This is a genomic window from Streptomyces sp. SID12488, assembly GCF_010548275.1.
Classification (GTDB): domain Bacteria; phylum Actinomycetota; class Actinomycetes; order Streptomycetales; family Streptomycetaceae; genus Streptomyces.
Genome location: NZ_JAAGLT010000039.1, coordinates 40480 through 64622, shown reverse-complemented (window position 1 = coordinate 64622; position 24143 = coordinate 40480). Strand labels below are relative to the sequence as shown.

The 24143-nt window shown below is 70.0% G+C and carries 24 protein-coding genes and 1 pseudogene; 14 read left to right on the top strand and 11 right to left on the bottom strand.

Annotated elements, in window-relative coordinates:
- Positions 1–723, bottom strand: coding sequence for an FMN-binding protein (locus G3I56_RS38105; RefSeq protein WP_164417274.1), 723 nt, complete (start codon positions 721–723; stop codon positions 1–3).
- Between the two features lie 10 nt (positions 724–733).
- Complete coding sequence (locus tag G3I56_RS38100) at positions 734–2071, bottom strand: ferredoxin reductase family protein (protein ID WP_164417272.1); 1338 nt, start codon at positions 2069–2071, stop codon at positions 734–736.
- A gap of 150 nt (positions 2072–2221) precedes the next feature.
- Between G3I56_RS38100 and G3I56_RS38095 the strand changes: the two genes are divergently transcribed.
- The 3 genes from G3I56_RS38095 to G3I56_RS38085 all read left to right on the top strand — a co-directional run bounded on the left by G3I56_RS38095 (position 2222) and on the right by G3I56_RS38085 (position 5150).
- Positions 2222–2920 (top strand): response regulator transcription factor, encoded by a 699-nt coding sequence (locus G3I56_RS38095; RefSeq protein WP_164417306.1) that lies wholly within the window; start codon positions 2222–2224, stop codon positions 2918–2920.
- Entirely contained in the window at positions 2917–4380 is a 1464-nt protein-coding gene (locus G3I56_RS38090; RefSeq protein WP_164417270.1) for a HAMP domain-containing sensor histidine kinase, read from the top strand. The genes G3I56_RS38095 and G3I56_RS38090 overlap by 4 nt, the downstream gene beginning before the upstream one ends.
- A gap of 128 nt (positions 4381–4508) precedes the next feature.
- Positions 4509–5150, top strand: a complete 642-nt coding sequence (locus tag G3I56_RS38085; RefSeq protein ID WP_164417268.1) for an NAD(P)H-dependent oxidoreductase — start codon at positions 4509–4511, stop codon at positions 5148–5150.
- 94 nt (positions 5151–5244) lie between these two features.
- Here G3I56_RS38085 and G3I56_RS38080 read toward each other — a convergent pair whose 3' ends face one another.
- Positions 5245–5838, bottom strand: coding sequence for a TetR/AcrR family transcriptional regulator (locus tag G3I56_RS38080; RefSeq protein ID WP_164417266.1), 594 nt, complete (start codon positions 5836–5838; stop codon positions 5245–5247).
- A 22-nt stretch (positions 5839–5860) separates the two neighbouring features.
- On the bottom strand, positions 5861–7933 hold the full coding sequence (locus tag G3I56_RS38075) for a discoidin domain-containing protein (protein WP_203691617.1): 2073 nt from the start codon (positions 7931–7933) through the stop codon (positions 5861–5863).
- Between the two features lie 259 nt (positions 7934–8192).
- On the opposite strand from G3I56_RS38075, the gene G3I56_RS38070 reads away from it, so the two are divergent.
- The 7 genes from G3I56_RS38070 to G3I56_RS38040 all read left to right on the top strand — a co-directional run bounded on the left by G3I56_RS38070 (position 8193) and on the right by G3I56_RS38040 (position 15055).
- The gene (locus tag G3I56_RS38070) at positions 8193–8843 is read left to right on the top strand and encodes a GntR family transcriptional regulator (RefSeq protein WP_164417264.1); all 651 of its coding nucleotides are present in this window, start codon (positions 8193–8195) and stop codon (positions 8841–8843) included.
- Positions 8844–8907: 64 nt separating this feature from the next.
- The gene (locus G3I56_RS38065; RefSeq protein WP_164417262.1) at positions 8908–9657 is read left to right on the top strand and encodes a PIG-L deacetylase family protein; all 750 of its coding nucleotides are present in this window, start codon (positions 8908–8910) and stop codon (positions 9655–9657) included.
- Positions 9654–10409 (top strand): 4-carboxy-4-hydroxy-2-oxoadipate aldolase/oxaloacetate decarboxylase, encoded by a 756-nt coding sequence (locus tag G3I56_RS38060; RefSeq protein WP_164417260.1) that lies wholly within the window; start codon positions 9654–9656, stop codon positions 10407–10409. Before G3I56_RS38065 ends, G3I56_RS38060 begins: the two co-directional genes overlap by 4 nt.
- Before the next feature lie 32 nt (positions 10410–10441).
- Positions 10442–11542 (top strand): 4-oxalomesaconate tautomerase, encoded by a 1101-nt coding sequence (locus G3I56_RS38055; RefSeq protein ID WP_164417302.1) that lies wholly within the window; start codon positions 10442–10444, stop codon positions 11540–11542.
- Positions 11542–12492 carry a catechol 2,3-dioxygenase gene (locus G3I56_RS38050; protein ID WP_164417259.1) on the top strand — a complete coding sequence of 317 codons (951 nt, stop codon included), beginning with the start codon at positions 11542–11544 and terminating at the stop codon, positions 12490–12492. Before G3I56_RS38055 ends, G3I56_RS38050 begins: the two co-directional genes overlap by 1 nt.
- Before the next feature lie 197 nt (positions 12493–12689).
- Positions 12690–14045, top strand: a complete 1356-nt coding sequence (locus G3I56_RS38045; RefSeq protein WP_164417258.1) for an aromatic acid/H+ symport family MFS transporter — start codon at positions 12690–12692, stop codon at positions 14043–14045.
- Positions 14046–14254: 209 nt separating this feature from the next.
- Positions 14255–15055 (top strand): hypothetical protein, encoded by an 801-nt coding sequence (locus G3I56_RS38040; protein WP_164417257.1) that lies wholly within the window; start codon positions 14255–14257, stop codon positions 15053–15055.
- 57 nt (positions 15056–15112) lie between these two features.
- Here G3I56_RS38040 and G3I56_RS38035 read toward each other — a convergent pair whose 3' ends face one another.
- Positions 15113–15304 carry a hypothetical protein gene (locus G3I56_RS38035; protein WP_164417256.1) on the bottom strand — a complete coding sequence of 64 codons (192 nt, stop codon included), beginning with the start codon at positions 15302–15304 and terminating at the stop codon, positions 15113–15115.
- A 243-nt stretch (positions 15305–15547) separates the two neighbouring features.
- On the opposite strand from G3I56_RS38035, the gene G3I56_RS38030 reads away from it, so the two are divergent.
- Both G3I56_RS38030 and G3I56_RS38025 read left to right on the top strand, forming a co-directional pair.
- Positions 15548–16747 carry an FAD-dependent oxidoreductase gene (locus tag G3I56_RS38030; RefSeq protein ID WP_164417255.1) on the top strand — a complete coding sequence of 400 codons (1200 nt, stop codon included), beginning with the start codon at positions 15548–15550 and terminating at the stop codon, positions 16745–16747.
- A gap of 151 nt (positions 16748–16898) precedes the next feature.
- The gene (locus tag G3I56_RS38025; RefSeq protein ID WP_164417254.1) at positions 16899–17831 is read left to right on the top strand and encodes an RNA polymerase sigma-70 factor; all 933 of its coding nucleotides are present in this window, start codon (positions 16899–16901) and stop codon (positions 17829–17831) included.
- Positions 17832–17853: 22 nt separating this feature from the next.
- Here the strand turns inward: G3I56_RS38025 and G3I56_RS38020 are convergent, their stop codons facing one another.
- From G3I56_RS38020 to G3I56_RS38000, 5 genes are all read right to left on the bottom strand, one after another.
- Positions 17854–18789: an alpha/beta hydrolase fold domain-containing protein gene (locus G3I56_RS38020; RefSeq protein ID WP_164417300.1), complete on the bottom strand. Its 936-nt coding sequence runs from the start codon at positions 18787–18789 to the stop codon at positions 17854–17856.
- 87 nt (positions 18790–18876) lie between these two features.
- Positions 18877–19686 (bottom strand): SAM-dependent methyltransferase, encoded by an 810-nt coding sequence (locus G3I56_RS38015; RefSeq protein WP_164417253.1) that lies wholly within the window; start codon positions 19684–19686, stop codon positions 18877–18879.
- 76 nt (positions 19687–19762) lie between these two features.
- Complete coding sequence (locus G3I56_RS38010) at positions 19763–20317, bottom strand: hypothetical protein (RefSeq protein WP_164417252.1); 555 nt, start codon at positions 20315–20317, stop codon at positions 19763–19765.
- 159 nt (positions 20318–20476) lie between these two features.
- A complete protein-coding gene (locus tag G3I56_RS38005; protein WP_164417251.1) occupies positions 20477–20722 on the bottom strand; it encodes a DUF397 domain-containing protein in 246 nt (81 codons plus the stop codon).
- A gap of 3 nt (positions 20723–20725) precedes the next feature.
- Positions 20726–21547: a helix-turn-helix transcriptional regulator gene (locus tag G3I56_RS38000; RefSeq protein ID WP_164417250.1), complete on the bottom strand. Its 822-nt coding sequence runs from the start codon at positions 21545–21547 to the stop codon at positions 20726–20728.
- A gap of 567 nt (positions 21548–22114) precedes the next feature.
- Between G3I56_RS38000 and G3I56_RS37995 the strand changes: the two genes are divergently transcribed.
- Complete coding sequence (locus tag G3I56_RS37995; RefSeq protein ID WP_164417249.1) at positions 22115–22687, top strand: DUF6624 domain-containing protein; 573 nt, start codon at positions 22115–22117, stop codon at positions 22685–22687.
- 58 nt (positions 22688–22745) lie between these two features.
- Positions 22746–23711, top strand: coding sequence for an SDR family oxidoreductase (locus tag G3I56_RS37990; protein WP_239135339.1), 966 nt, complete (start codon positions 22746–22748; stop codon positions 23709–23711).
- Between the two features lie 20 nt (positions 23712–23731).
- On the opposite strand, the pseudogene G3I56_RS37985 reads toward G3I56_RS37990, so the two are convergent.
- A pseudogene (locus tag G3I56_RS37985) lies at positions 23732–24063 on the bottom strand (hypothetical protein); the annotation flags it as partial.
- Positions 24064–24143: the final 80 nt, after the last annotated feature.

The window sequence follows — 24143 nt, the reverse complement described above, 5'->3', positions numbered from 1 at the left end:
TCAGCCCTTCGCGTCGATGGCGGCCTGGAGGGACTCCTTGTAGCCGTCGCTGGTGATGGTGGCGCCGGAGACGGTGTCGATGTCGGTGCTCTGCGCGGCGAGCGTCTCCTTGATCAGGACCGGCACGGCGGCCGTGGTCTGCGGGTGGTTCGGCTGCTGGAGCATCTTCACGGACGCGATCGTGTCGCCCTCGAAGGTCACCTCGACCTGCACGGTGCCCTTCTCGGTGTCCACGGCGGTCCCCGAGACGACCTTGGACGCGGACTCCGCGGCAGGGGCCGAAGTGGACGCGGACGGCGACGGGGACGACGCGGCGGAGTCCGCCTGGGAGTCGATGGCGGCCTGGAGGGACTCCTTGTAGCCGTCGCTGGTGATGGTGGCGCCGGAGACGGTGTCGATGTCGGCGCTCTGCGCGGCCAGCGTCTCCTTGATCAGGACCGGCACGGCGGCGGTGGTCTGCGGGTGGTTCGGCTGCTTCAGCATCCGCACCGAGGAGATCTTCGAGCCCGCGAACGTCACCTCGACCTGGACGTCGCCCTTCTCTGTGGTCACGGTGGTACCGGAGACGACCGTGGACGACGAACCGGAGGACCCGGAGGCCGAGGACGGCGTCGAGGCGGGGGCGGAGGCCTCCGAGGCCGTCGTGCCCAGCGACGGCTCGTAGAGCCAGACGGGGACCAGGCCCGCGATGCTCAGGACCAGAACAGGCAGTGCTCGTTTCACGACGTTCCTCTTATCCGGCCAGGCTGAAGCGCTCGAAGTGGGTCTGCGACTTGGGCACGCCCAGCTCCCGCAGGCTGCGCAGCACCGCGTTCATCATGGGCGGCGGGCCGCACAGGAAGACGTCCCGGTCCGCGATGTCCGGCACCAGCTCGGCCAGCTCGGCCGGGGCCAGCTTGTCGGGGGTGACCGGCCCGCTCACCAGGTGCAGCTCGGCGCCCTTGGCGTGGGCGAGGTCGCGCAGCTCGTCGTAGAGGACGGCGTCCTGGTCCCTGCCCACCCGGTAGATGACCACGGCGTGGCCCTGGATCTCCTCCAGCAGCGCGCGGATGGGCGTGACGCCCACACCGCCGGCGATGAGGACGGACTCCGGCCGGGTGCGGTGCATCGCGGTGAACGCGCCGTACGGGCCCTCGGCGAAGACACGGGTGCCGACCGGGATGTGCTTCAGGGCGGCGGTGCCGTCGCCGGCCACCTTCGCGGTGAGGCGCAGCGTCCTGCCGTCGGGTGCCGCCGACAGCGAGAACGGGTTCGCCTGCCACCAGCGGTCCTTGGTGAGGAACCGCCACAGGAAGAACTGGCCGGCGCGTGCGGGCAGCTTGTCGAGGTCGCGGCCCGTCATGTAGATCGAGACGACGTTGTCGGCCTCGGGGACGACGGCCGAGACACGCAGCTGGTGACGGAGGTTCTTGCGCAGCGGCAGCACCACCCGGCCCAGGAACACCGAGCCGAGCGCCACGCTCCACAGGGCCCACCAGTACGTGGTGGCGGCGGACGACGAGGTGAACGTCGTACCGACACCGACCTGGTGCGTGAACGCCAGGACGACCGCCACGTAGGTGTACAGGTGAATGAAGTGCCAGGTCTCGTAGGCGAGGCGACGGCGGGCGTAGCGCGCGGAGACCGCGCCGATGATCATGATCAGGACGAGGGCGACGATCGCGCGCAGCACGCCCTCGGTGGTCTCGGCCAGCTCCACCAGCTCGTCGACCGGGCCCATGGACGTGCCCTCGGCGTAGCCGAAGGTGATGAACACCGCGTGGGACATCAGCGTCCACAGCAGTCCGAAGCCGACCCAGCGGTGCCAGGAGGTCAGCCGGTCCATGCCGATGCGGTGGTCCAGCCACGGCAGCCGGGCCACCAGCACCAGCTGGAAGGCCATGACGAGGGCGCCGTACAGCCCGGCGAGCCGGCCCATCACGATCAGCGCGTTCGATGCGAACCCGGCCTGGACGAAGAAGACGGTCACGACGGCCACGTTGGCGGCCAGCACGGCGTACAGGCCGGTGCGGGCCACCACTTTGGGTCGTATCGCCGTGGGGGGCGCGGGGGGCGATTGGACGGTCGTCACGGACGGTGCTCCTTGATCGGGTCCGGGGACACCGAGCATGACCGACGGTAGCTGTCGTTGAGCTGTCGTTGGACTTTCAAGTTCTTATCGATCTCGCGTTCGGAGGGGGAGAGGTATGGCGTCGTGAGCGGCGTGCAGCACTATGAGCACGTGGAAAAAGTACGACTTCTCGTTGTGGACGACGATCCGCCCATCGCCGACCTGGTCGCGACGGTCGCCCGCTACGAGGGCTGGGAGGCGGTCACCGCGTACTCCGGTGAGGAGGCGCTGACCAGGGCCGCCGAGTTCCATCCGGACATCGTGGTGCTCGACCTGATGCTCCCGGGCCTCGACGGCTTCGCCGTGCTCGACCGGCTGCGGCTGTCGGGCACGATGGTGCCCGTGGTCTTTCTCACCGCTCGTGACGGAGTCGCAGACCGGGTCGCGGGGCTCACCCGGGGCGGCGACGACTACCTGGTCAAACCCTTCGCCGTGGAGGAGCTGATGGCCCGGCTGCGGACCGTGCTGCGCCGCAGCGCCGGCCCCGCCTTCCAGCGGTCCGTGCTCCGGGTGGCCGACCTGACGATGGACGAGGACACCCGCGAGGTCCGACGCGGCGACAAACGGCTCACCCTCACCCCGACCGAGTACGAGGTGCTGCGCTATCTGATGCGCAAGTCGCCGACCGTTCTCACCAAGGCACAGATCCTCGACCACGTCTGGGAGTACGGCTTCGGCGGCCGTTCCAACGTCGTGGAACTGGTCGTCAGCCGGCTGCGCCGCAAGCTCGACGATCCCGACCAGCACGACGAACCGCTGATCCACACCGTGCGAGGTGTCGGCTACGTCGTCCGGCAGGTCGGCGAGTGATCCGCCGCTTCCGGCAGACCTACCGCAGGCTGCGGCTGGGCACGCGGCTGGCGCTGGGCATGGGCGTTCTGTCGCTGGCGGTGTTCGCCGTGGTCGGCGCGTCGCTCTCGATGTACATGCGGGAGTACCTGGTGCGCCAGCTGAGCGACCAGATGACGCACGTCCAGACCACCCAGGCCAAGGACGTAGTGGAGTACGGCAGCGTCCGGGACAAGCCCTACTGGGGCTGGTACAGCGCCTCGTACAAGACCTCGGGCCCCGAACCCGTCCTCCGTAAGCCCGCCGACGTGCCGCCGGACGCCAGTGAACTCCGCGCCACCGCCGAGGCCGTACGGACCTCTGGCGCCGACGTGCTGCGCACCGCGCGTATCGGCGGGGAGACCTACCGGCTGCGCGCCTGTGAGGTCGACGACGGGGTCGTGCTGGTCACCGCGGCGCCTCTGGAGGACATGGAGAACACCATGGACCGGCTGGTCACGGTCCAGGTCGTCGCCTTCGCGCTCGCCCTGCTGGGCCTCGTGGTCTTCGGCCGCGCGGTGCTGCGGCGCGGTCTCAGGCCCCTCAGCGACATGGCCCACACCGCCCGCGGCATCACCTCGCACGACTTCACCGACTCCGCCCGGCTGCCCGTACGCGCCGACCGGGGCGACGGCGGCCCGGAGGTCGAGGAACTGCGCACGGCGTTCAACACCATGCTCGAACACATCGACGACTCGCTCGCCGTGCGCACCGAGGCCGAACAGCGCCTGCGCCGCTTCGTCGCCGACGCCTCGCACGAGCTGCGTACCCCTCTGATGTCGGTACGGGGCTATGCGGACCTCTTCCAGTACGCCGCCGCCAACGAGCCCGGCGAACGGGACCGGCATCTGGCCCGGCTGCGCGCCGAGGCGGCCCGGATGGGCGTTCTCCTCGACGACCTGCTGCTGCTCGCCCGGCTGGACGCGGCCCAGGTCGAGACACCGCTGCGTCCGGAGAGCGCCGACCTGGTGGACCTGGCAGGCCAGGCGGCGGACGCCTTCCGTGCGGGCCACCCGGAGCATCCGCTGACGGTGACGGCGGCTCCGGAGGAACTGCGGCTGCGTCTCGACCCCCTGCGTATCCGGCAGGTCCTGGACAACCTGCTGACCAACGCGGCCGTGCACACGCCCGCCGGCACAGCGGTGTCCCTGGACGTGACCGTCGACAGAGGTGACAAGGGCGACAACGCCGGCGTCGGCCACGCGGTGGTCCGCGTCGCCGACGCCGGCCCCGGCATCCCGGACGCCGACCGGGACCAGGTCTTCGACCGCTTCTACCGCGTCGACAAGGCCCGCAGCCGCGACCGGGGCGGCAGCGGCCTCGGACTCGCGGTCGCTCTCTCCCTGGCCCGGGCACACGGTGGCACCCTCGACCTGACCAGCGGCCCCGGCCGCACCGTCTTCACCCTGCGCATCCCGCTCGAAAGGACGACGGGCCACTGACCAGCTGAACAGACCCACAGCTGAACAGGAACGCGAACCGAACGACCCGACTGAACAGAACAACCCAACTGAACAGAACGACTCAGTCCGAACGGCTCAGCACGGACGATCTGAGGAGACCCCCCACTGTGAACGTACTGATCGTTTTCGCCCATCCCGAACTCTGCTCATTCAACGGTGCGTTGAAGGTCAGAGCCGTGGACGTCCTGAAGCGGGCCGGGCACGAGGTCGTGGTCAGCGACCTGTACCGGCTCGGCTGGAAGGCCGCCGTCGACGCCGACGACTTCCCCGGCGTCTGGACCGACCCCGACTTCCTGGACGTGCCCGCCGAGCAGGAACGCGTGTGGGCGGCGCACGAGACCCCGCCCGACGTCCTCGCCGAACAGGAGAAGGTCGCCCGGTGCGATCTGATGATCCTCCAGTTCCCCCTGTGGTGGTCCGGAATGCCGGCCATCCTCAAGGGCTGGGTCGACCGCACGATGGCCCCCGGCTTCGCCTACGGGGAAGGGCGCGCCTACGGCACCGGCCCGCTCCGGGGCAGACGCGCCCTGGTGTGCACGACCACCGGCACCCCCTCCGGCCTGTACGGCCCCGACGGCACCGACGACGACCTGGACCGCGTGCTCTGGCCCATCCACCACGGGATCCTCGGCTGCCTGGGCTTCGACGTCCTACCGCCGTTCGTGGCCCGCGCCCCGGGCGACACGTCGGCGAAGCAGCGAGAGGAGTACCTGGCGGAGTACGCCGAACGCCTGCTGGCGGTACCCTGAGGCGGCTCGGGGCCGCATCGACAGGCGGCTCCCTCGCCGACGCGGTGAGCATCCTCACCTCGCGGAAGCAGCGAGGACCCAACTCCCCTGCGGGCTAGTCCCGTACGAGGGAGGCCACATGGTCGGTGACCGTGTCGATGATGTCCATGCAGGCCTTCTCGTCGCCGAGGGCCAGGAAGCTGAGCGTCAGCCCGTCCGTCATCGTGGCCAGATAGCCGGCCAACACCGGGACGGGCACGCTCAGTTCGAAGCCCATGGTCTCGCGCAGCTGCTCCAGCAGTCCGGCGTACGTGTCCGCGTACAGCTCGTACTGCCGACGGGCCAGATGCGCGAACCCCGGCTCGCGCAGGGCGTACTGGGTGAGTTCGTACGTCAGCATGTGCTCGCCCGGGTGGGCGGCCACATGGTCCCAGTACGCCCTGAAGCCCGCCCGGATCGTCTCCTGGAGGGTGGGCTGCGGCTGGATCGCGGCGCGCACCACATCGACGTAGTGGTCCATGATCGTCGTAATGACCGACTCGATCAGGGCCTGCTTGGAGTCGAAGCAGTAGTGGAAGACGCTCAGTGACACGCCGGCCTCCGCGGCGATGGACCGGGTCGTCGTCCTGGGGACGCCGTCCCGGGTCATCGCGCGGATGGCCGCCTCGGTCAGCTGCCGACGCCGCTCGGCCGACGGCTTGCGTGCCATGAACTCCCCCTGGGTACGGAACTCAGCTGCTGTAGACACCCACTTCGTAGAGTGAGTATCCCCAGTCCGTGCCCCGATCCAGTCCATGGACGCGCACATAGCGGGCCGGTACTCCCGCGAACTGCGCGGTGTCCAGGCCGCCGTCGCCGACGGTCGTGGACCACGCGGTCTGCCAGGTGGTCCCGTCGGTCGAGAGCTCGATGCGGTAGTCCTTGCCGAACGCCTTCTCCCAGTCGAGGGTGACCCGCTTGACCAGGTTCGTCGACCCGAGGTCGAGCTGGAGCCACTGGTCGTCGCTCCAGTCGCTCGCCCAGCGGCTGCCCGAGTCACCGTCCACGGCGCGGCCGGGCTGGAAGCTGGTGAACGGGTTCGACTCGGACGAACTGGCCGTCGCGGACACGCCCTTGGCGAGGTTCACCCCGGCCTTGTGGGTCTCCGTGGCGCCCCAGGTGCCGAGGTAGGACTCGGCGCCCCGGAACAGGTCGCTCACCGCGTCCGCGCCGCCGACCTGCTTGATGTCCTGGATCCAGTCCGGGATCATGCCGACGTGCGCGGCTCCGTCCGTGTTGATGTCCCAGGTGCGTGAGCCGGTGGTCTGCCGGTTGATCACCGAGCCGCCGTCGACACTCGTGAAGGGGTACGTCACCGTCGTGCCGGTGTCCGTGCCGCGCGGGGCGGGGTGGTCGCCGATGCCGTTGAAGTCGGTGCCGTAGCCGTAGCCCTTGTTGTACTTGGTGCGCAGGGCGTCGGTGCGAGCGGCCTCCGCGACGAACTCCTTGGAGGAGTGCATGTACTGGGCGATGAAGCCACCGAGACCGTAGACCCGGTCGGTCCAGTTGAGGTCCATCCAACTGTGCGAGGAGAGGATGCCCGGGTAGGACTCCGACTCGAAGATGTCCATCGCCTGACCGGCGGCCTTGACGCCCATGTGGTCGATCTCGAGCATCATCTTGCGCTTCATCATGCCGCGCACCGCGTAGTCACCGAGTGAGGTGAGCCCGCGCTTGTTGCACTGCGCGTCCGAGGCGTACGTCGGCAACTCGGTGCCCGCCGGCAGATCCTCCGTCGCGTCGGTCGCCGTGGCGCCGCCGATGGGGTTGTCGTGCATCGCGGTCGTGCACTTCTCCGTCTGCCAGAAGGTGCCCGTCGACAGGAACTGGCCGACGTTGATCGCCGTACCGAGACCGCCCTCGTCGAACCGCACCCCGCACAGCGCGTTGTCGAACTTGTGGCACAGGAACATGCTGCGCACACCCAGGCCGTACAGCTCGTCGAGGCCCTTGTCGATGTCGGCCTTGCTGCACTGCGCGATGTCCAGGATCTGCTTGCAGCCGAAGGGCTCGGACGTCTCGACGCCGAGGACGACCGCCAGCTTGCCCTGCTTGATCACCTCACGCGCCTGCGCGCTGTCGGTGACGATCCGGAACCAGCCCTTGCCGGTGCCGCCGTACTGCGCGTCGATGAAGTCCTGGAGCTGGTACGTCAGTTTCGCCTGGAGGCGGATGGACGTCATCTCGTCGCAGCCGCGGTCCTTGAACGGGTAGATCGAGCAGATCATGCCGTTGGTGACCAGGTCGTTGACCAGGACGCGCTGGCCGCCGCGCCAGGCGCGTTCGATCCAGGCGTAGTAGTTCGCCTGATGGGTCATCGAGTCGTACGCGGGCCAGTCCTTGAACGTCGGGTAGCCGACCGGGTCGTGCTTGCCGTCGCCGCCGTGGGTGATGTAGTCGAAGATCGCGAGGGTGCCGTCCGGGTAGTGCTCCGGACAGTCCTTGAGGGCATCGGCGATCCCGCTGGTGGAGAAGACCTTCCCGCAGATGAGCCGTCCGCCGAAGGCCTCGTTGGAGAAGAGGTGGTTGTGCGCGTCGACGAACCCCTTTACCTCGCCCTGTGCGTTGGTGCCCTTGAAGGGCTCGCCCGTGACGTTGATCTGGGAGTCGGGCGTCGGACGCGAGGTCGGCGTCCACCAGTCCGTGCCGGCCGCCGAGCTGGGCCCGGTGCCGAGCATCAGTGCCATCACGGCGAGGAGCAGGGGCAGCACGGTCAGAGGTCTGCGGCCTCGACGCGGGCGAGGGGGGAAAGCAGGCTCGGTCATCACTCACGTCCTCGCACAAAGGTTTGTCATGGCACGCGCAACACTGTGATGAGGATCGCGACAGCAAGGTGATGGAGTCAATAGTCCGGGACGCTTGACCTGATAGCCGGATCGGCCCTAAAGGGGGACTTCTGTGCGTGAACCGCACGAGAACTTCTCGCCGACCGGGCGTGAACTGTGCGCAGGTATGGAGAACAATATTGTTGACAATGTTGTCCGTCTAGATTTAGCGTCGACAGGCACTCACTCAGGAGGGCACATGCCGAACCAAGCCCGTCCAGGCACCGGAGAGCAGGCCAAGCAGCACGCGCTGGAGCGGCTGCGGCAGGCGATCCAGCGCGGCGACATGTCGCCGGCCCAGCGGCTGGTGGAGAACGAACTCGCCGAGCAGTTCGGTGTGACACGGGCCAGCGTCCGAGCGGCGCTGATCGAGCTGGAGTCGGAAGGACTGGTCGAGCGGATCCTCAACCGCGGCTCGCGGGTGCGGGTGGTGACGGTGGAGGAAGCGGTCGCCATCACCGAATGCCGGATGGTCCTCGAAGGGCTGTGCGCGGCCAAGGCGGCCGTGGCGGCCACCGACGACCAACTGGCCGAACTGACCGGCCTGGGCGAGGCGATGGCGAAGTCCGTCGCCGACGGCGAGCCCGTCACGTACTCCGAGCTCAACCAGGAACTGCACGCCCGGATCAGAGAGTTCTCCGGCCAGCGGACGGCCGTGGAACTCCTGGAGAAGCTCAACGCCCAGTTGGTGCGCCACCGGTTCCAGCTCGCGCTGCGACCGGGGCGTCCCCAGCAGTCCCTGGGTGAACACCTGGCCATGGTCGAGACGATCACGGCCAGGGACCCGCAGGCGGCCGAAGCGGCCGCTCGCGCCCATCTCACGAGCGTGATCGCCGCGTTGCGCGAATAGCGCGTCGCGCGAATGACGCCGCCGGGGTGGGCCGACCGATCTGTCCACCAAGGAGATCTCTGCCATGACACACGGTGCGGTGCCCGTCGCCGCTCGCTCGACATTGGTGATCAGCGCACACGCCGGTGACTTCGTCTGGCGGGCGGGGGGTGCCATCGCGCTGGCGGCCTCGCGCGGCGAGAAGGTCGTCATCGCGTGCCTGTCGTACGGGGAGCGCGGCGAGTCCGCCAAGGCCTGGCGGGAGGGCAGGTCGCTCGACGAGATCAAGGGGATACGCCGGACCGAGGCCGAGCAGGCCGCCGCCGCACTCGGCGCCGAGGTCCGCTTCCTCGACGCCGGCGACTATCCCCTCCTCGCCACACCCGAGCTGACCGACCGCCTCGTGGGCGTCTACCGCGACACCCAGCCCGACGTGGTCCTCACCCACCCGCTGTCCGACCCCTACAACGCCGACCACCCGGCCGCCGCCCGGATGGCCCTGGACGCGCGGATCCTCGCCCAGGCCATCGGCTACCCGGCCCCCGGTGAAGTCCTGGGCGCGCCACCGGTGTTCTTCTTCGAGCCCCACCAGCCGGAGATGTGCGACTTCACCCCACAGGTACTGCTCGACATCACCGAGGTGTTCGACACCAAGCGCAAGGCCATGGAGTGCCTGCCGGCCCAACAGCACCTGTGGGACTACTACACCGACCTCGCGAAACGTCGCGGAGTCCAGCTCAAGCGCAACGCAGGCCCCAACCTCGGTCTGCCGCACACCACTTACGGTGAGGCCTATATGCGCCCCTACCCGCAGGTCACGGGGGAACTGGCATGAGCGGCGTGATCGTCACCGGGCCGCCGCGCGCAGCCGCCGGGGACGTCGAGGCGCTGGCCGGCCACGGCGTGGCCACCGTCCACGAGGCCCTGGGCCGCACCGGACTCCTGGGCCCGACCCTGCGCCCCATCCAGCAGGACGTACGTATCGCGGGCACCGCCGTCACCGCGCTGTGCTGGCCCGGCGACAACCTCATGATCCACGCGGCCGTCGAACAGTGCGCCGAGGGCGACATCCTGGTCGTCACCACCACGTCCCCCTGCACGGACGGCCTGTTCGGCGAACTGTTCGCCACCGCGCTGCGACGCCGGGGCGTACGCGGCCTGGTCATCAACACCGGCGTACGTGACACCGCCGAACTGCGCGCCATGCGCTTCCCTGTCTGGTCGGCGGCGGTGTCCGCCCAGGGCACCGTCAAGGCGACCGGCGGCTCGGTCAACGTCCCCGTCGTGGTGGGCGGGCAGCAGATCCGCCCCGGCGACGTGATCATCGCCGACGACGACGGCGTGATGGTCGTGCCCCGGCAGCGCTCCGCCGAGGCCGTCAAGGCGTCCGAGGCCCGCACCGCGAAGGAGGAGGCGTCCCGACTCGCCTTCGCCGACGGCCAGTTGGGCCTGGACCGGTACGGGCTGCGCGAGACCCTCGTACGGCTGGGGGTGCGGTACCAGTCGTACGAGGAGTACGCGGGGGGTGCCAACTCGATTACCGGTGCGGGAGTTGACCCGGCCGCCGGACCGGGGGCCCGTCCGTGAACACGGGCCGCCCGGAGGAAGGGCTGCGCTGCATGCTGATGCGGGGCGGTACCTCGAAGGGCGCCTACTTCCTCGCCGAGGACCTGCCGGCCGACCCCGCGGCGCGCGACGATCTGCTGCTGCGGGTCATGGGCAGCCCCGACCCCCGCCAGATCGACGGACTCGGCGGAGCCCACCCCCTCACCAGCAAGGTCGCCGTCGTCTCCCGCTCGGCCGACGAACAGGCCGACGTGGACTACCTGTTCCTCCAAGTCGGCGTCGAACAGCCGACTGTGACGGATCGTCAGAACTGCGGGAACCTGCTCGCGGGTGTCGGCCCGTTCGCCGTGGAGCGCGGACTGGTCGCGGCCGGGGAGGAGTTGACCTCCGTACGCATCCGCATGGTCAACAGCGGTGAACACGCCACCGCGACCTTCCCCACCGAGGGTGGGCGTGTCGTCTACTCGGGCACGACCGAGATCTCCGGTGTGCCCGGCGCCGCCGCTCCGGTCACGATCGGCTTCGGGCGGGGGAGCGCACCCCTGCTGCCGACCGGCCGGGCCCGCGACACCGTCGCCGGGACACCGGTGACCTGCGTCGACAACGGCATGCCGACCGTACTGATCGCCGCCTCCGCCCTCCAGGTCACCGGTTACGAGGACCCCGGGGACCTGGAGGAGAACGTCACCCTCAACGAACGGCTGCGTGAAATCCGGCTGGCGGCAGGCAGGTTGATGGGCCTCGGCGATGTCTCCGCGACGACCGTGCCCAAGCTCACCCTGCTCGCCCCGCCCGTCCACGGCGGCACCGTCACGACCCGCACCTTCATCCCGGTCCGCTGCCACACGGCGATCGGCGTGCTGGGGGCGGCGAGCGTCGCCGCGGGTCTGAGCATGGCCGGCGGCGTCGGGGAGGGCTTGGCGCGCCTCCCCGCCCACGACGGCGACCCGCTGCGCATCGAACACCCCACCGGATTCCTGGACGTCGAGTCCGTCGTCGACACCGACGGCCCTACCCCGGTCGCGCACCGCACGGCCGTCGTCCGCACCGCCCGCAAGATCTTCGACGGCACGGTCTTCCCCCGCCCCGTCATCCTCACCGCTGCCTCGCCCGCAGTCCCTCCCGCTGTCCCTCTCGCTGACAGGAGCCGCTGATGACCCCGCCGCTCGGCGACATCGCCCACCTCGGCCATGTCGAACTCCTCACCCCCGACCTCGACGCCAGCGTCCGGTTCTTCACCACGATCCTCGGCCTGACCGAGAACGGCCGTTCCGGCGACTCGGTGTACCTGAGGACCTGGGACGACTACGAGCACCACAGCCTCACCCTCACCGCCCACTCCACCTCGGGCATCCGCCGTACCGCCCTGCGCGCCTCCAGTGAGGAGGCCCTGCAGCGCCGGGTCAAGGAGGCCGAGAACGCCGGCCGCCCCGGCCGCTGGGCCGAGGACGAACCCGGCCTCGGCCCGCTCTACGTCACCACCGACCCCGACGGCCACGAGATCGCCCTGTACTGGGAGAGCGAGTGGTACCAGGCACCGCCCGAGCTGCGGCCCGGCCTCAAGAACCAGCCCCAGGCCAAACCCGCGACGGGCGTCGGCGTACGCCGCCTCGACCACGTCAACTTCCTGGCCGCCGCGGTCGAAGCGAACGCCGGGTTCGTCCAGCGCGTCCTCGGCGCCCGCCCCACCGAGCAGATCGTCCTCGACGAGGGACGCCTGGCCGCCCAGTGGCTGACGTTCACGAACAAGTCGTACGACATCGTCTACACGGAGGACTGGTCCGGCTCCAACGGCCGCCTGCACCACATTGCCTTCGCCACGGACACCCGCGAGGACATCCTGCGCGCCGCTGACCTGTGCCTGGACAACGGCGTGCACATCGAGACCGGCCCGCACAAGCACGCCATCCAGCAGACGTTCTTCCTGTACGTCTACGAGCCGGGCGGCAACCGCATCGAGCTGTGCAACCCGCTCACCCGCCTGGTGCTCGCCCCCGACTGGCCGCTGATCACCTGGACCCAGGCCGAGCGCGCCAAGGGACAGGCGTGGGGCCTGAAGACCATCGAGTCCTTCCACACGCACGGCACGCCTCCGCTCGACTGACGGGCTCGGCCGACGCTCCCACCTGCGGCACGGGCCGTGACCGACGACGGCACGGCCCACCTCGTCCATGAGATTGTTGACAAAAACGTTGACACTCCTGGGAGGGCTCCCTAACGTCGAGCGCACCTCCCCCCTCCCTATGGCGCAGTGACTTCTCCCTCCCTAGGGACTCTCCTGCCGGACGATAGGAAACAACGATGTCTCCGTCCCCCGCCCCTGCCTCCGCCCCGCCCGCTCGCGGCGGCAGACTGGCCGTGCTCGTCGTCGGCCTGTGCTGGCTTGTCGTCTTCTTCGACGGCCTCGACATGTTCGTCTACGGCGCCGAACTGCCCCACATGCTGGAGCACAAGGCCCTCGGACTCGTCCCCGACCAGGCGGGCGACCTCGGCAGCTACGCCACCTTCGGCATGCTCATCGGCGCGCTGTCCGCGGGTACGGTCACCGACTGGATCGGGCGCAAGAAGGTGATCCTCACCTGCACCGCCGTGTTCTCGCTGGCGTCCGCCCTGTGCGCACTCGCCCCCAGCATCGGGGTGTTCGGCCTCGGCCGCTTCATCGCGGGCCTCGGCCTGGGCGGCCTGCTGCCCACCACGATCACGATGGTCTCCGAGTACGCCCCGCGCGGCCGGGGCGCCCTGATCGTCGGCACGCTGATGACCGCGCACCAGGCCGGCGGCATCATGGCGGGCTTCCTGGGCCTGTGGACGAGCGGCCCCGACGGATGGCGCGTCGCCTACTGGGTCTGTGTGATCCCGCTGCTCGTCGGAGTCCCGCTGGTCGCGAGGTTCCTGCCCGAGTCGATGCGCTTCCTGATCGCCAAGGGCCGCGTCGAGGAGGCCCGGGCCCTCGCCGACCGCTACGACGTCGAGCTGCCGGTCGCCGCGACGGAGCGCCCCGCGACCGGGGACCGCTGGAGTGCCGTCGCGTCCCTCTTCCGCGGCAACCTGTGGCGCACCACCGCCCTCTTCTGGCTGGCCTCCTTCTGCGGCCTGCTGCTCGTCTACGGGGTCAGCAACTGGCTGCCGACCATGATGCGCGGCGCGGGCTACGAACTCGGCTCGTCCCTGTCCTTCCTCATCGTCATCAACCTCGGCGGCATCGTGGGCATGCTGGTCGCCGGCCGCTGCGCCGACCGCTACGGCGCCGCCCGCATCGCCACCATCTGGTTCGCCTGCACCGCGGTCGGCGTCTACCTCCTGGGCATCCACATGGCGCTGCCGGTCACCTACACCGTGGTCTTCCTCACCGGCATGTTCCTCTTCAGCGCCCAGGCCATGATCTACGCGACGGTGGCCGGCCGCTCTACCGACGCCGACCGTGCGACGGCGCTGGGCTGGGTGTCGGGCATCGGCCGCTTCGGCGCGGTGTTCGGGCCGTGGCTGGGCGGCCAGTTGGTGGCGAGCGGGTCGGAGGGCTGGGGGTTCACGGCGTTCGCCGTCGCGGCGGTGCTCGCCACGGTGTTCGTCGCGCTGAGCCAGGCGAAGGCCCGCCCGGCTCGTCCGGCGTCTGCCGAGACCCATCCGAAGCATCCGGTGTCCGACAGCCGAGGTTGATACCACCCAGGCCTTGGTCTACCACTCACCACTCGCCTCGGCCTGCTTGCCAGGCTGCCTTGAACCGCTCGGTACCGGGCGGCATTTCCAGCCCTCCGGCGTCACGAGAACGCTGCAGGTACCCGGAGACGCGCTCGGGCGGCGGGGTTCGGGGCCCGTCACGTCGTCCCCTCGAAGAAGGGCGGATTCGCACCTGGGACCATGAGCGGATGTCCGAGGAACCGAACCCGATGTCCAGCCTGTGGCCGCTCGTGCGGTCCGGAGCCACCGACTGGCTGCTGGAGCTGTGCGGCGACGGCCTGACCGGGTTCATGCCTCCGGCGATGCCTGACGCGGTGTGGGTGCTCAACTCCATGTACGAGCACAACCAGGGGTCGAACGAAGTGTCGTACGACGAGCACCACCGGGCACGTCTTGCCGCCGGCAGCACCCAGCCCCGCACTGTCGGAGCCATCGACCTCGATGCTGTGAGCGTCACCACGGGGGGAGGTCTGGGCCGCGCCCGGCATCCCGGCCCTGGCCGACGGCGGCTGCGCTGGGCCGAGCTTGCCCGCCGGACCGGCGACCCGATGGTGCCCGACGGACTGATGCCCTCCCACCGCTGCTTTCCCTCGGCCAAGAAGAAGGGCAGTTGGCCGCTCAGCATGATCCCGCCGACCGAAGGAAGCCTGGACCGTGAGACCTGGAATCAGCTGATCGTCACCCTCAGCCAGTGCGGTCCCGAAGGCCCGGACACCCGCTGCCTGGCCTACTGGAGTCCTCTGTCGCTTGGAGCCACTGACTTCGACAACCTCCACGTGCGTGCGGGTCGGCTCGGCGATGCAGAACTGCTGTACGACCTGTCCGGAGCGGACTTCAGCCCGTCCAACCTCTGGGCCGATGACCGCTCCTGGGTCCTGTGCACCGACTACGACCTGTGGGGCACAAAGATCGCCGGTTCCCCAGCGCTGATCGATGCTTTGCTGAACGACCCTGAAATCGAGGCGGTTCGTCTGCCCTGGGCACACTGATGACGAGCCGCCGTGGCTCCGTTTCCCAGCACCTGGAGCGCGAGTGCGTTCCAGGTGCTACTCGCTGGGGCCGGACGGCTCTCCGCGATCCGGTACGTGCTGGATCCCGAGCCGATAGAACGGATCACCGCGCGGCGCGCGGAACCGGACGAACTCGAAGAACAACTGGCCGACCAGCTGGCGGAGGTACGGGCCGAGCGGGACGAACTTGTCATCGCCGAACGGGTCCTTGAACGGATGACCGGCCAACTCGCCCCGGCACGTGCCTCGACCGGGCCGATGCCCGGACAGAAGGCCGGACGGTCGGGATCACAACTCGTTTCGGCAACTCATGCCCAGAGATGGGACGGGAGAGGAGGGGACGGGAGGGGGCTGGTAGGGGCGGCGGGGGCGAAAAAAGATCGAGCGTACCGACCTGTCACAACCACCGCCCGAGCGGTGTCTTGAGGCCGAACCCCGAAGAGGGGGCACAGTCCAAGCGGAGGAGACACCATGAGCGGCAACACCGAGGTGATCGTGATCGGCGGCGGCTACGCCGGCGTCATGGCGGCCAACCGTCTGACGCAGCGCGCCGATGTCACCGTCACACTGATCAACCCGCGCCCGACCTTCGTCGACCGGATCCGCCTGCACCAGCTCGTGGCCGGTACCCACGAGGCGGTCGCCGAGTACGGCAAGCTCCTGGCCGACAGCGTCCGGCTGGTGGTGGACACCGTGACGCTGATCGACGCGGCCGGGCGCGCCCTGACACTGGCGAGCGGCGACACCGTGGGCTACGACCACCTGGTCTACGCGGTGGGCAGCGGCAGCGCCGACCCGCGTGTACCCGGCGCCGCCGAGTTCGCCTACCCGATCGCCGGCCTGGAGGAGGCGCGGCGGCTGAGGCCGGTCCTCGACGCGGCGCCCGCCTCGGCCCCGGTGACCGTGGTCGGCGCCGGGCCGACCGGCATCGAGACCGCCGCCGAGCTCGCGGAACAGGGCCGCACCGTGACCCTCCTCTGCGGCGGGCTGCTCGGCCCGTCCCTGCATCCGCGGGGGCGCCGCTCGGTGGCCGGGCGGCTCGCCGCACTCGGGGTGAGCGTGCTCGACGGCCCCGACACGAAGGTGACGGAGGTGACCCGTGACGCCGTACGGCTCGCCGGTGGCTGTGAGCTGCCGAGCACGGTGACGATCTGGACCGCCGGATTCGGGGTGCCCGACCTGGCCGCGCGCAGCGGTCTGCGCACCGATGCCCTGGGCCGCCTGCTCACCGACGAGACGCTGACGAGCGTCGACGACGAGCACATCGTCGCGGCCGGGGACTCGGCGGCCCCGTCGGGCCTGCCGTTCCGGATGAGCTGCCAGGCAGCGGTCCAACTGGGCCCGCAGGCCGCCGAGACGGTGCTGAGCCGGATCGCCGGTGAGCGGCCCGCGTCCATCGATGTGGGGTTCGTCGGCACGTGCATCAGCCTGGGTCGTGGCGCGGGCGTCTTTCAGCTCATGGGCAGGGACGACACCGCCAAGAGGTACTACGTCGGTGGCCGAGCGGGCGCGAAGATCAAGGAGCTCATCTGCCGGAGCATCCCCTGGCAGCTGTCGTACGAGGCACGCAAGCCAGGTGCGCGCACCTGGTGGTCCAAGGACGCCAGGCGCAGGCAGCTGCTCCAGGCCGGACCCGACCAGCAACGGACCACCGCCGAGCGGGCAGCCTGAGACAGCCCGGCGTGCCACGGCGGAGCGCCGGGCAGTGTCCCCCTGCCGATCGAACGACTGTCGACGAAGACGAAGAGGACCATGCTGTGGAAGCAAGCCTGAGAACCGTCGGCGACCAGGGCCGCCGCCCGCGCCGCACAGAGGCCGGAACATGAGCGAGGACACCACCGCCCCGGAACCGGAGCCGGCCACCGACCTGGCCACCGACCCGGCGACCGAGACCTTCGTCGCCCACCGCAACCTGCTCTTCACCGTCGCCTACGAGATGCTCGGCTCGGCGGCCGACGCCGAGGACGTCCTCCAGGAGACATGGCTGCGCTGGGTCAAGGTCGACCTGACACAGGTCCGCGAGCAGCGCGCCTATCTGGTCAGGATCACGACCCGGCAGGCCCTCAACCGGCTGCGCACGATGAGCCGCCGCAAGGAGGCGTACGTCGGTCAGTGGCTGCCCGAGCCGCTGCTCACCGCGCCCGACGTGGCCGAGGACGTCGAACTCGCCGAGAGCGTCTCGATGGCCCTGATGCTCGTCCTCGAAACCCTCTCGCCGACCGAACGCGCCGTGTTCGTCCTGCGCGAGGTGTTCGACACGGGCTACGAGGAGATCGCCGCCGCCGTCGACAAGAGCCCCGCGGCCGTCCGCCAGATCGCCCACCGCGCCCGGCGGCACGTCGACGCCCGGCGCCCCCGACAGACGGTCTCCCCGGATGTGGGCCGGGCCGTCCTGGAATCGTTCCAGCGCGTACTGGAAACCGGGGACCCGCAGATCCTCCTCGACGTGCTCGCCCCGGACGTCGTCCTGGTGAGCGACGGCGGCGGCATCAAGCAGGCAGCGCTGCGGCCGATCAACGGCGCCGACAAGGTGGTCCGCTTCCTGTTCGGCACCGCGGGCAAGAACAAGGGCCCGATCGCCTTCACCCCCACCATGGTCAACGGCGGCCTGGCAGTCGCCGTACACCTGGGCGGCGAGCTCGACGGCATCATGGCGATGCGCGTCGAGAACGACCTCGTCACCGGTCTCTACTACGTCCGCAACCCCGAGAAACTGACCCGGGCCGAAACGGAGACCCCGCTCACCCTGCGATGAGGGGGAGCGGCCCACGGGGGCGTCAGGCGTCCGCCGTGGCCCGCCGTACGTGCTGGGCGATGAAGGCGTAGATCTCCCGGCCCTTCTCGTCGTCGCCCAGGTCGTAGGCGTGATCGACCCCTGCCACGTCATGGTGCTCGACCAGCGAGCCCACCTGCCGCAGCCGCTCGGCATAACGCGCGCCCTCGGCCCGGAGACGGTCGTGGGCGGCCGTGACGATCAGGGCGGGTGCGATGCCCTTGAGGTCCGCGGTCTCCTTCGGGTGGGCGGGGGAGACGAGGCGGTCGCTGCGCTCGCGCGGGTCCGGGACGTACGCGCTGTCGAACACCTCGCCCATCCAGGGGCGCAGCATCGGCTTGGCGATCGCCGCCCGTTTGTCCTTCGCGGCGGTCGCCAGGTCGAGCGGCGCGTAGTGCAGGACCTGCAGCGCGATGGAGGGGCCGCCCTCCTCCAGGGCCTGACGGGCCACGGCCGCCGCGAGACCACCGCCGGCGCTCTGCCCGCCCACGGTGAGCCGGGTGCCGTCCCAGCCGTTCTCGGCGCCGTTCTCGGCGATCCACCGGACCACCTCGTACGACTGCCGGGGCGGGGCCGGGAACGGGTGCTGCGGGGCGACGACGTAGTCGACGTTGACGACCACCACGCCCGCCAGCGCGGCGACGGCACGGCAGAAGGCGTCGTCCGTCTCCGTCACCGGCATGATGAATCCGCCGCCGTGGAAGTTGACGTGGACCGGCGGGGCCGGGTCCTCGGTCGCGGGCCGGTAGACCACGACCCTCGCCGGGGCGATCGCGGTCGGAACCGTCAACTCGCTTGTGGCACGCGGGAATTCCGGAAGGCGGGCGTGGGACGCGGCGGCGGAACCCCGGCCGCTGGGCCGTCGGTCCGCCAGCATGACGAGACGCTGCATCGTCTTGGCGATGAGGGAGGCCACCGCAGGCCTGGCGAGGAGGGACACGCGGTTCCGTTCGGTCGGGCAATTGCCAGGAATCCTGTCGATCGACAGGATGACATTAAACACGACCGATCGGTACAGCGGAAGCGGCTAAGCCTTGTACGCGACCCCTCCGTACACGTCCGTCGGCTCCGGCGAGGTGCCTGGCTCCGGGCGCCACAGGGGGCAGGAGACGATGCCCGGATCCACCAGATCCAGGCCCTCGTAAAGCGCGGAGAGCTTGTCGGGGCTGCGCAGTACGTACGGGACCGCGCCCGTGTCGTCGTACCCCTCCTGGGCGCGCTTGAGCTCCTCGTCGGTGTCCGTGCTGTCGTAGTGCACGAAGTGGCTGCCCGGGGGCAGGGCCGCCTGGAGGCGGCGCGTGATCGACTTGGCCTCCTCCCAGTCGTGGATGTGGCCGAGGATGCCCATGAGCATCAGCGCCACCGGCTTGCCGAAGTCCAGGAACCGGCCCGCGGTCTCGATGATCTTCTCGGGTTCCCGCAGATCCGCGTCCACGTAGTCCGTGGTGCCCTCGGGGGTGCTGGTGAGCAGGGCCTGGGCGTGCCGCAGGACGAGCGGGTCGTTGTCGACGTAGACGATGCGCGACTCGGGGGCCACCTTCTGGGCGACCTGGTGCGTGTTGTCGTACGTCGGCAGGCCGGTGCCGATGTCGAGGAACTGGCGGACACCTCGCTCGCGGGCCAGGAAGGTGACGGCGCGGATGAGATAGGTGCGCGAGGCCCGGGCCATCGTCTCGATGTTGGGGGCGATCTCGCGGTACTCGTCGCCCGCCGCGCGGTCGACCTCGTAGTTGTCCTTGCCGCCCATCCAGTAGTTCCAGATGCGGGCGGAGTGCGGCACCGTCGTGTCGATCTTGGACAGTGCTTCCTGGTCGGGGGTGGACCGGTCGTCTGTCATCGGAGTTCTCCTGACTTGCCTCGCGCGGACTTCGCCAACCTATCGGCAACTGCCGGTTCGGTTGCCGGAGTTGGGACTAGTGGGGCGCAGGTGAACGGATGCGGCGGGTCCGGCCGGCGACCAGGTGGGTCGTGGCGGAGGTGACGTTCACGCTCACCACGGGAACGTGCTGGGCGAGGGTCCGGAACACCCGCGCGTAGGCGTGGCTGGCGGCAGCGGTCTCCGATCCGTCGTCGCCGTGCCGACCGTCCGGCTCGTCGCCGTGCTCGACCACGTGCTCACAGGCGGTGAGGTGGAGCATGGCGCCCTCGCGTTCCGCGACGGCCTCGGCGAAGTCGAGCGCCTGGATCCAGGTCACCCGGGACCGTCCGCGACGCAACGGCCCGTACACGAGTTCCCCGATGACGCCGCCGTCGATGACGAGCCGGCCCGGCTCGTCCAGCAGGTCGCGGTACGGCCGAGCGGGATCGAGATGGTCCAGCCCGCCCGGCGGTTGCCGTAACGGGAAGCCGAGCAGGGCCAGTTCGGAGAACAGCCGGGCGCGGTGAACGCCCTCGTGGCCCTCGACGACCAGGGTCCGGTAGGGGGTGACGGCCTCCGCCACGACCGACGTGGTCTGCGGAAGGCTCATCGCGTGGGCACCCCCGTCCTGGGGGAGCGGCACGGCGGAGGGGTGCCGGCACGTCCGGGCGGCATGGCTCGATCCGGGGCGCGAGGCGGCGTACGCATGCCGCTCCCTTCGGACTTCACAGAGTGGTGCGTGCGGAGTGGTGGTGCGCGCGGTGGGGCGTCAGGCGATCAGGAAGTCGGCCTGGCCGGACTTGGCGCCCTCCAGGAACGCCACCATCTCGTCCCGGGAGTAGACCAGCGCGGGCCCGTCCGGGTCCTTGGACTGCCGGAACGCGACACTGCCGTCGGGCAGTCGCTTGGTCTCGACGCAGCTTCCGCCGTTGGTGCCGCTCCAGGGCTTGTGCCAGCCCTCGGAGCCGAGTTCGGACGCGGGCATGCCGCTGTGGATGGGGTCGTCGGTTGCCATGGTTCACAACTCCTTACGCAGTGCTGCCAGGATCTCCCTGGTGCGAGCGACCGGCTCCGCCTGAACGGACATCCGGTCCAGTACCTCCAGGTACGTCACGACGTCGGCGGGCTGGTCGAAGTACTGCGCGCCGGCGAGGCTCTCCGTGTAGACGACGTCGGGCAGTTCGGAGAAGCCGAAGCGGAAGTAGTGGAAGGGACCGAAGGCTCCCGGATGCGGACCCGCGGCGAACCGCATGATCTGTAGCCGGACCTTCGGGTACTCCGACACCTCACCGAGACGGTCGATCTGAGCCCGCATCACCTCGGCCCCGCCCACGGGCCTGCGCAGCACGGTCTCGTCCAGTACGGCCCAGACGGCGGGCGCCTCGGGCTTGTCGAGCAGGTCCTGACGCCTCAGCCGCAGGGCGACCCGGCGCCGGATGTCCTCGGTGCTCTCGTTGGGGAAGCCGATGCGCAGCAGCGCGACGGCGTACTCCTCGGTCTGCAACAGGCCGGGGACGTAGTGGGGTTCGTACAGCCGGATGACGCTGGCTTCGCTCTCCAGGCTCACGTAGGCGCTGAACCAGTCCGGCAGCACATCGCGGTACGAGTACCACCAGCCCGGCTGGTTGGCCTCCCGGGCGAGGTGGACGAAGTCCTCGATCTCCTTGGCCAGGACCCCGTAGGTGCGCAGCAACTCCTTGACGTAGGGGATGCGGAGGCCGACCTCGGCCTTTTCCATCCGACGGACCGTCAACGGCGTGACCTCGATGGCCCGTGCGGCGTCCTCGAACGACACCCCGGCCCGCTCCCGCAAATGCCTCAGACGCTTGCCGAGGACCATCCGAAGGACGGTGGGGGCACTTCCGCCTGAGCGGTTGTCGCTCACGTGGGACCTCCGGGGACCGCCGTCACAGCGGGCAGTGTGTCACGTCCTCGGTTGACACCGACAGGTCTTTGCACTTCATTCTGAAATTATCAGAACGAAGGTTGCGAGCTGTGCCTGTCGGTCACCATAGTGACTGAGTGACCTGCCGCACATCGCGCGGTGCGTCACCCCACGCCGACGTGATGCGAGACCTGGATGGCCGCCGTGAGGAACGGACAACCGAGAAGCCCGGCAGGGGCGCGGGGAGCCGAGCGTGCGGGAGTTCGACCGCGGGTCGCGACCGGTGCCGGCAGTGGCGGCACAACCGGCGCATGCGCCACTACGCGTATGCAACCGCACAACCCCCGCACTCCCTGGCCCGACGGACTCCCGGTGCTGTTGTCTTCGACAACAGCACCGGCGCAAACGGAAGAAGCCCCGATGGCGGCACTCGCGGCACTCGCAGCACCTACGGCGTCCCCGCCCTCGTAAGGGTGTGAAGGTCATCCGGGGCAGGAGAACGGTATGAGGAGCGCACCGCCCATGCAGACCGCACGAGGCTCGGCAGCCGAACCGAAACAGGCAGCCCTGGCCGCCGAACTGGTGCGCCGGGCCGAGGAGGACCAGCGGCTGACCCGGCTGGCCCGCGAGACGCCCACGGCGCTCAACCGGCATTTCGTCACCCGGTGCCGTGGTGCCAACGCCGACGCCCTGAGGTCGGTCGTGGCCCGGCGCGGCTGGCCCGAGGCCGGTCAGGTCGGCGAGCCCGCCTCGACGGCGGCCCTGATGATCCTGCTGCACACCGCCGATCTCGGCTTCCAGCTCACCTGTCGCGATCTGATCGCGGAAGCCGTGGCGGACGGCGGCTGTCCGGCAGTGCACCACGCCTACATCGCCGACCACTGCGCGGTCGAGCTGGGCCAGCCCCAGTTCTACGGCACCCGTATCGACGCCGGCACCCTCTGCCCCTACCCGATCCGCCACCCCGAGACGGTCGAGGAGCGCCGTGCGGACGTGGGTCTGGCCCCGCTGGCGGAACATCTGCCCGCGTTGCGGCATGTCGTGAGCGGAAAACCGGACAGCGGGTGTCCGGTATCAGCGACACCCTGGGCGTGACACCGGTTCCCGAGCCGGGCCGGCCGGGATCGCGCTCACGCACGGAGGAGACACGGACATGCCGAGTACGACGGACGGTTCCCTGGACAGGCAGCGGCGGGAAGGGGCTCAGGGCGGGAAACTGGCGGGCAGGGTCGCACTGGTCGCCGGGGCGACCCGTGGGGCCGGCCGCGGAATCGCGGTCGAACTCGGGGCCGCCGGCGCCACCGTCTACGTGACCGGCCGCAGCACCCGGCAGCAGCGCTCCGAGTACGACCGGCCGGAGACCATCGAGGACACCGCCGACCTGGTCACCGCGGCGGGCGGCCACGGCATCGCCGTACCCACCGACCACCTCGACCCGGTGCGGGTGAAGGCGCTGGTGGACCGGGTCGCCGAGGAACACGGCCGCCTCGACGTCCTGGTCAACGACGTCTGGGGCGGCGAGAACCTCTTCGAGTGGGAGAGCCCGGTGTGGGAGCACGACCTCGACAACGGCCTGCGGCTGCTGCGGCTGGCCGTCGAGACCCACGCGATCACCAGCCACCACGCCCTGCCCCTGCTGCTGCGCAACCCCGGTGGCCTGGTCGTCGAGATGACCGACGGCACCGCCGACTACAACCGCGACAACTACCGGCTCTCCTTCTTCTACGACCTCGCCAAGTCGTCCGTCCTGCGCATGGGCTTCGCCCTCGGCCGTGAACTCGGCCCGCGCGGCGCCACCGCCGTGGCGCTGACCCCCGGCTGGCTGCGCTCCGAGATGATGCTCGACAACTTCGGCGTCCGCGAGGAGAACTGGCGGGACGCCCTGGAACGCTTCCCGCACTTCGCCATCTCGGAGACCCCGCGCTACGTGGGCCGCGCCGTGACGGCCCTGGCGGCCGACCCCGACGTGGCCCGCTGGAACGGCGGGTCCTTCTCCAGCGGCGGACTTGCCCAGGTCTACGGCTTCACCGACCTCGACGGCAGCCGTCCGGACGCCTGGCGCTACATGGTCGAGGTCCAGGACGCGGGAAAACCGGCTGACGCGGCCGGATACCGCTAGAGCGGTGGCAGAGCCATCGCCACCACCGCGGGATCGCCCAGCAGAAGCAGGGCTTCCCCGTACGGGTCCCGGGCGACGGTGGCCTCGGTGATGAACGGTGCCGCCTCCTCGGGCGTCAGAGGAGGCGGATGCGGGTCGTTGCGAGACTGGGCGCGACCCGGTACGTCAGCGTGACCGACTTCTTGAGCGCCCGCGCGTAGTCCGTGTACACCGCGAGCCGCCGCTCCTCCCAACGCGCCTCCCGCTCCCGCCGGAAGCGGACGCGTTCCCCTCGTGCGACGGCCCGGTAGGAGCCGAGGGCGCCGATGACGACACCTGTGAGAGCGGGGAGTTGCTGAATGAACGCGGACATGTGCGCACGTTGTCCGCCCAGTTGATCGCCGGGACAGTACGGTCGGTCCGAGACGTGACATGACACGACGCTTCGACGGG

Coding starts and splice junctions, on each gene's coding strand:
- G3I56_RS38045 (WP_164417258.1), top strand. CDS start 12,690: ATGTCTCCGTCCCCCGCCCCTGCCTCCGCCCCGCCCGCTCGCGGCGGC.
- G3I56_RS38000 (WP_164417250.1), bottom strand. CDS start 21,547: ATGGTCCTCGGCAAGCGTCTGAGGCATTTGCGGGAGCGGGCCGGGGTG.
- G3I56_RS38075 (WP_203691617.1), bottom strand. CDS start 7,933: ATGACCGAGCCTGCTTTCCCCCCTCGCCCGCGTCGAGGCCGCAGACCT.
- G3I56_RS37995 (WP_164417249.1), top strand. CDS start 22,115: ATGCAGACCGCACGAGGCTCGGCAGCCGAACCGAAACAGGCAGCCCTG.
- G3I56_RS38015 (WP_164417253.1), bottom strand. CDS start 19,686: ATGACAGACGACCGGTCCACCCCCGACCAGGAAGCACTGTCCAAGATC.
- G3I56_RS38070 (WP_164417264.1), top strand. CDS start 8,193: ATGCCGAACCAAGCCCGTCCAGGCACCGGAGAGCAGGCCAAGCAGCAC.
- G3I56_RS38065 (WP_164417262.1), top strand. CDS start 8,908: ATGACACACGGTGCGGTGCCCGTCGCCGCTCGCTCGACATTGGTGATC.
- G3I56_RS38025 (WP_164417254.1), top strand. CDS start 16,899: ATGAGCGAGGACACCACCGCCCCGGAACCGGAGCCGGCCACCGACCTG.
- G3I56_RS38030 (WP_164417255.1), top strand. CDS start 15,548: ATGAGCGGCAACACCGAGGTGATCGTGATCGGCGGCGGCTACGCCGGC.
- G3I56_RS38080 (WP_164417266.1), bottom strand. CDS start 5,838: ATGGCACGCAAGCCGTCGGCCGAGCGGCGTCGGCAGCTGACCGAGGCG.
- G3I56_RS38055 (WP_164417302.1), top strand. CDS start 10,442: ATGCTGATGCGGGGCGGTACCTCGAAGGGCGCCTACTTCCTCGCCGAG.
- G3I56_RS37990 (WP_239135339.1), top strand. CDS start 22,746: ATGCCGAGTACGACGGACGGTTCCCTGGACAGGCAGCGGCGGGAAGGG.
- G3I56_RS38050 (WP_164417259.1), top strand. CDS start 11,542: ATGACCCCGCCGCTCGGCGACATCGCCCACCTCGGCCATGTCGAACTC.
- G3I56_RS38010 (WP_164417252.1), bottom strand. CDS start 20,317: ATGAGCCTTCCGCAGACCACGTCGGTCGTGGCGGAGGCCGTCACCCCC.
- G3I56_RS38005 (WP_164417251.1), bottom strand. CDS start 20,722: ATGGCAACCGACGACCCCATCCACAGCGGCATGCCCGCGTCCGAACTC.
- G3I56_RS38040 (WP_164417257.1), top strand. CDS start 14,255: ATGTCCGAGGAACCGAACCCGATGTCCAGCCTGTGGCCGCTCGTGCGG.
- G3I56_RS38060 (WP_164417260.1), top strand. CDS start 9,654: ATGAGCGGCGTGATCGTCACCGGGCCGCCGCGCGCAGCCGCCGGGGAC.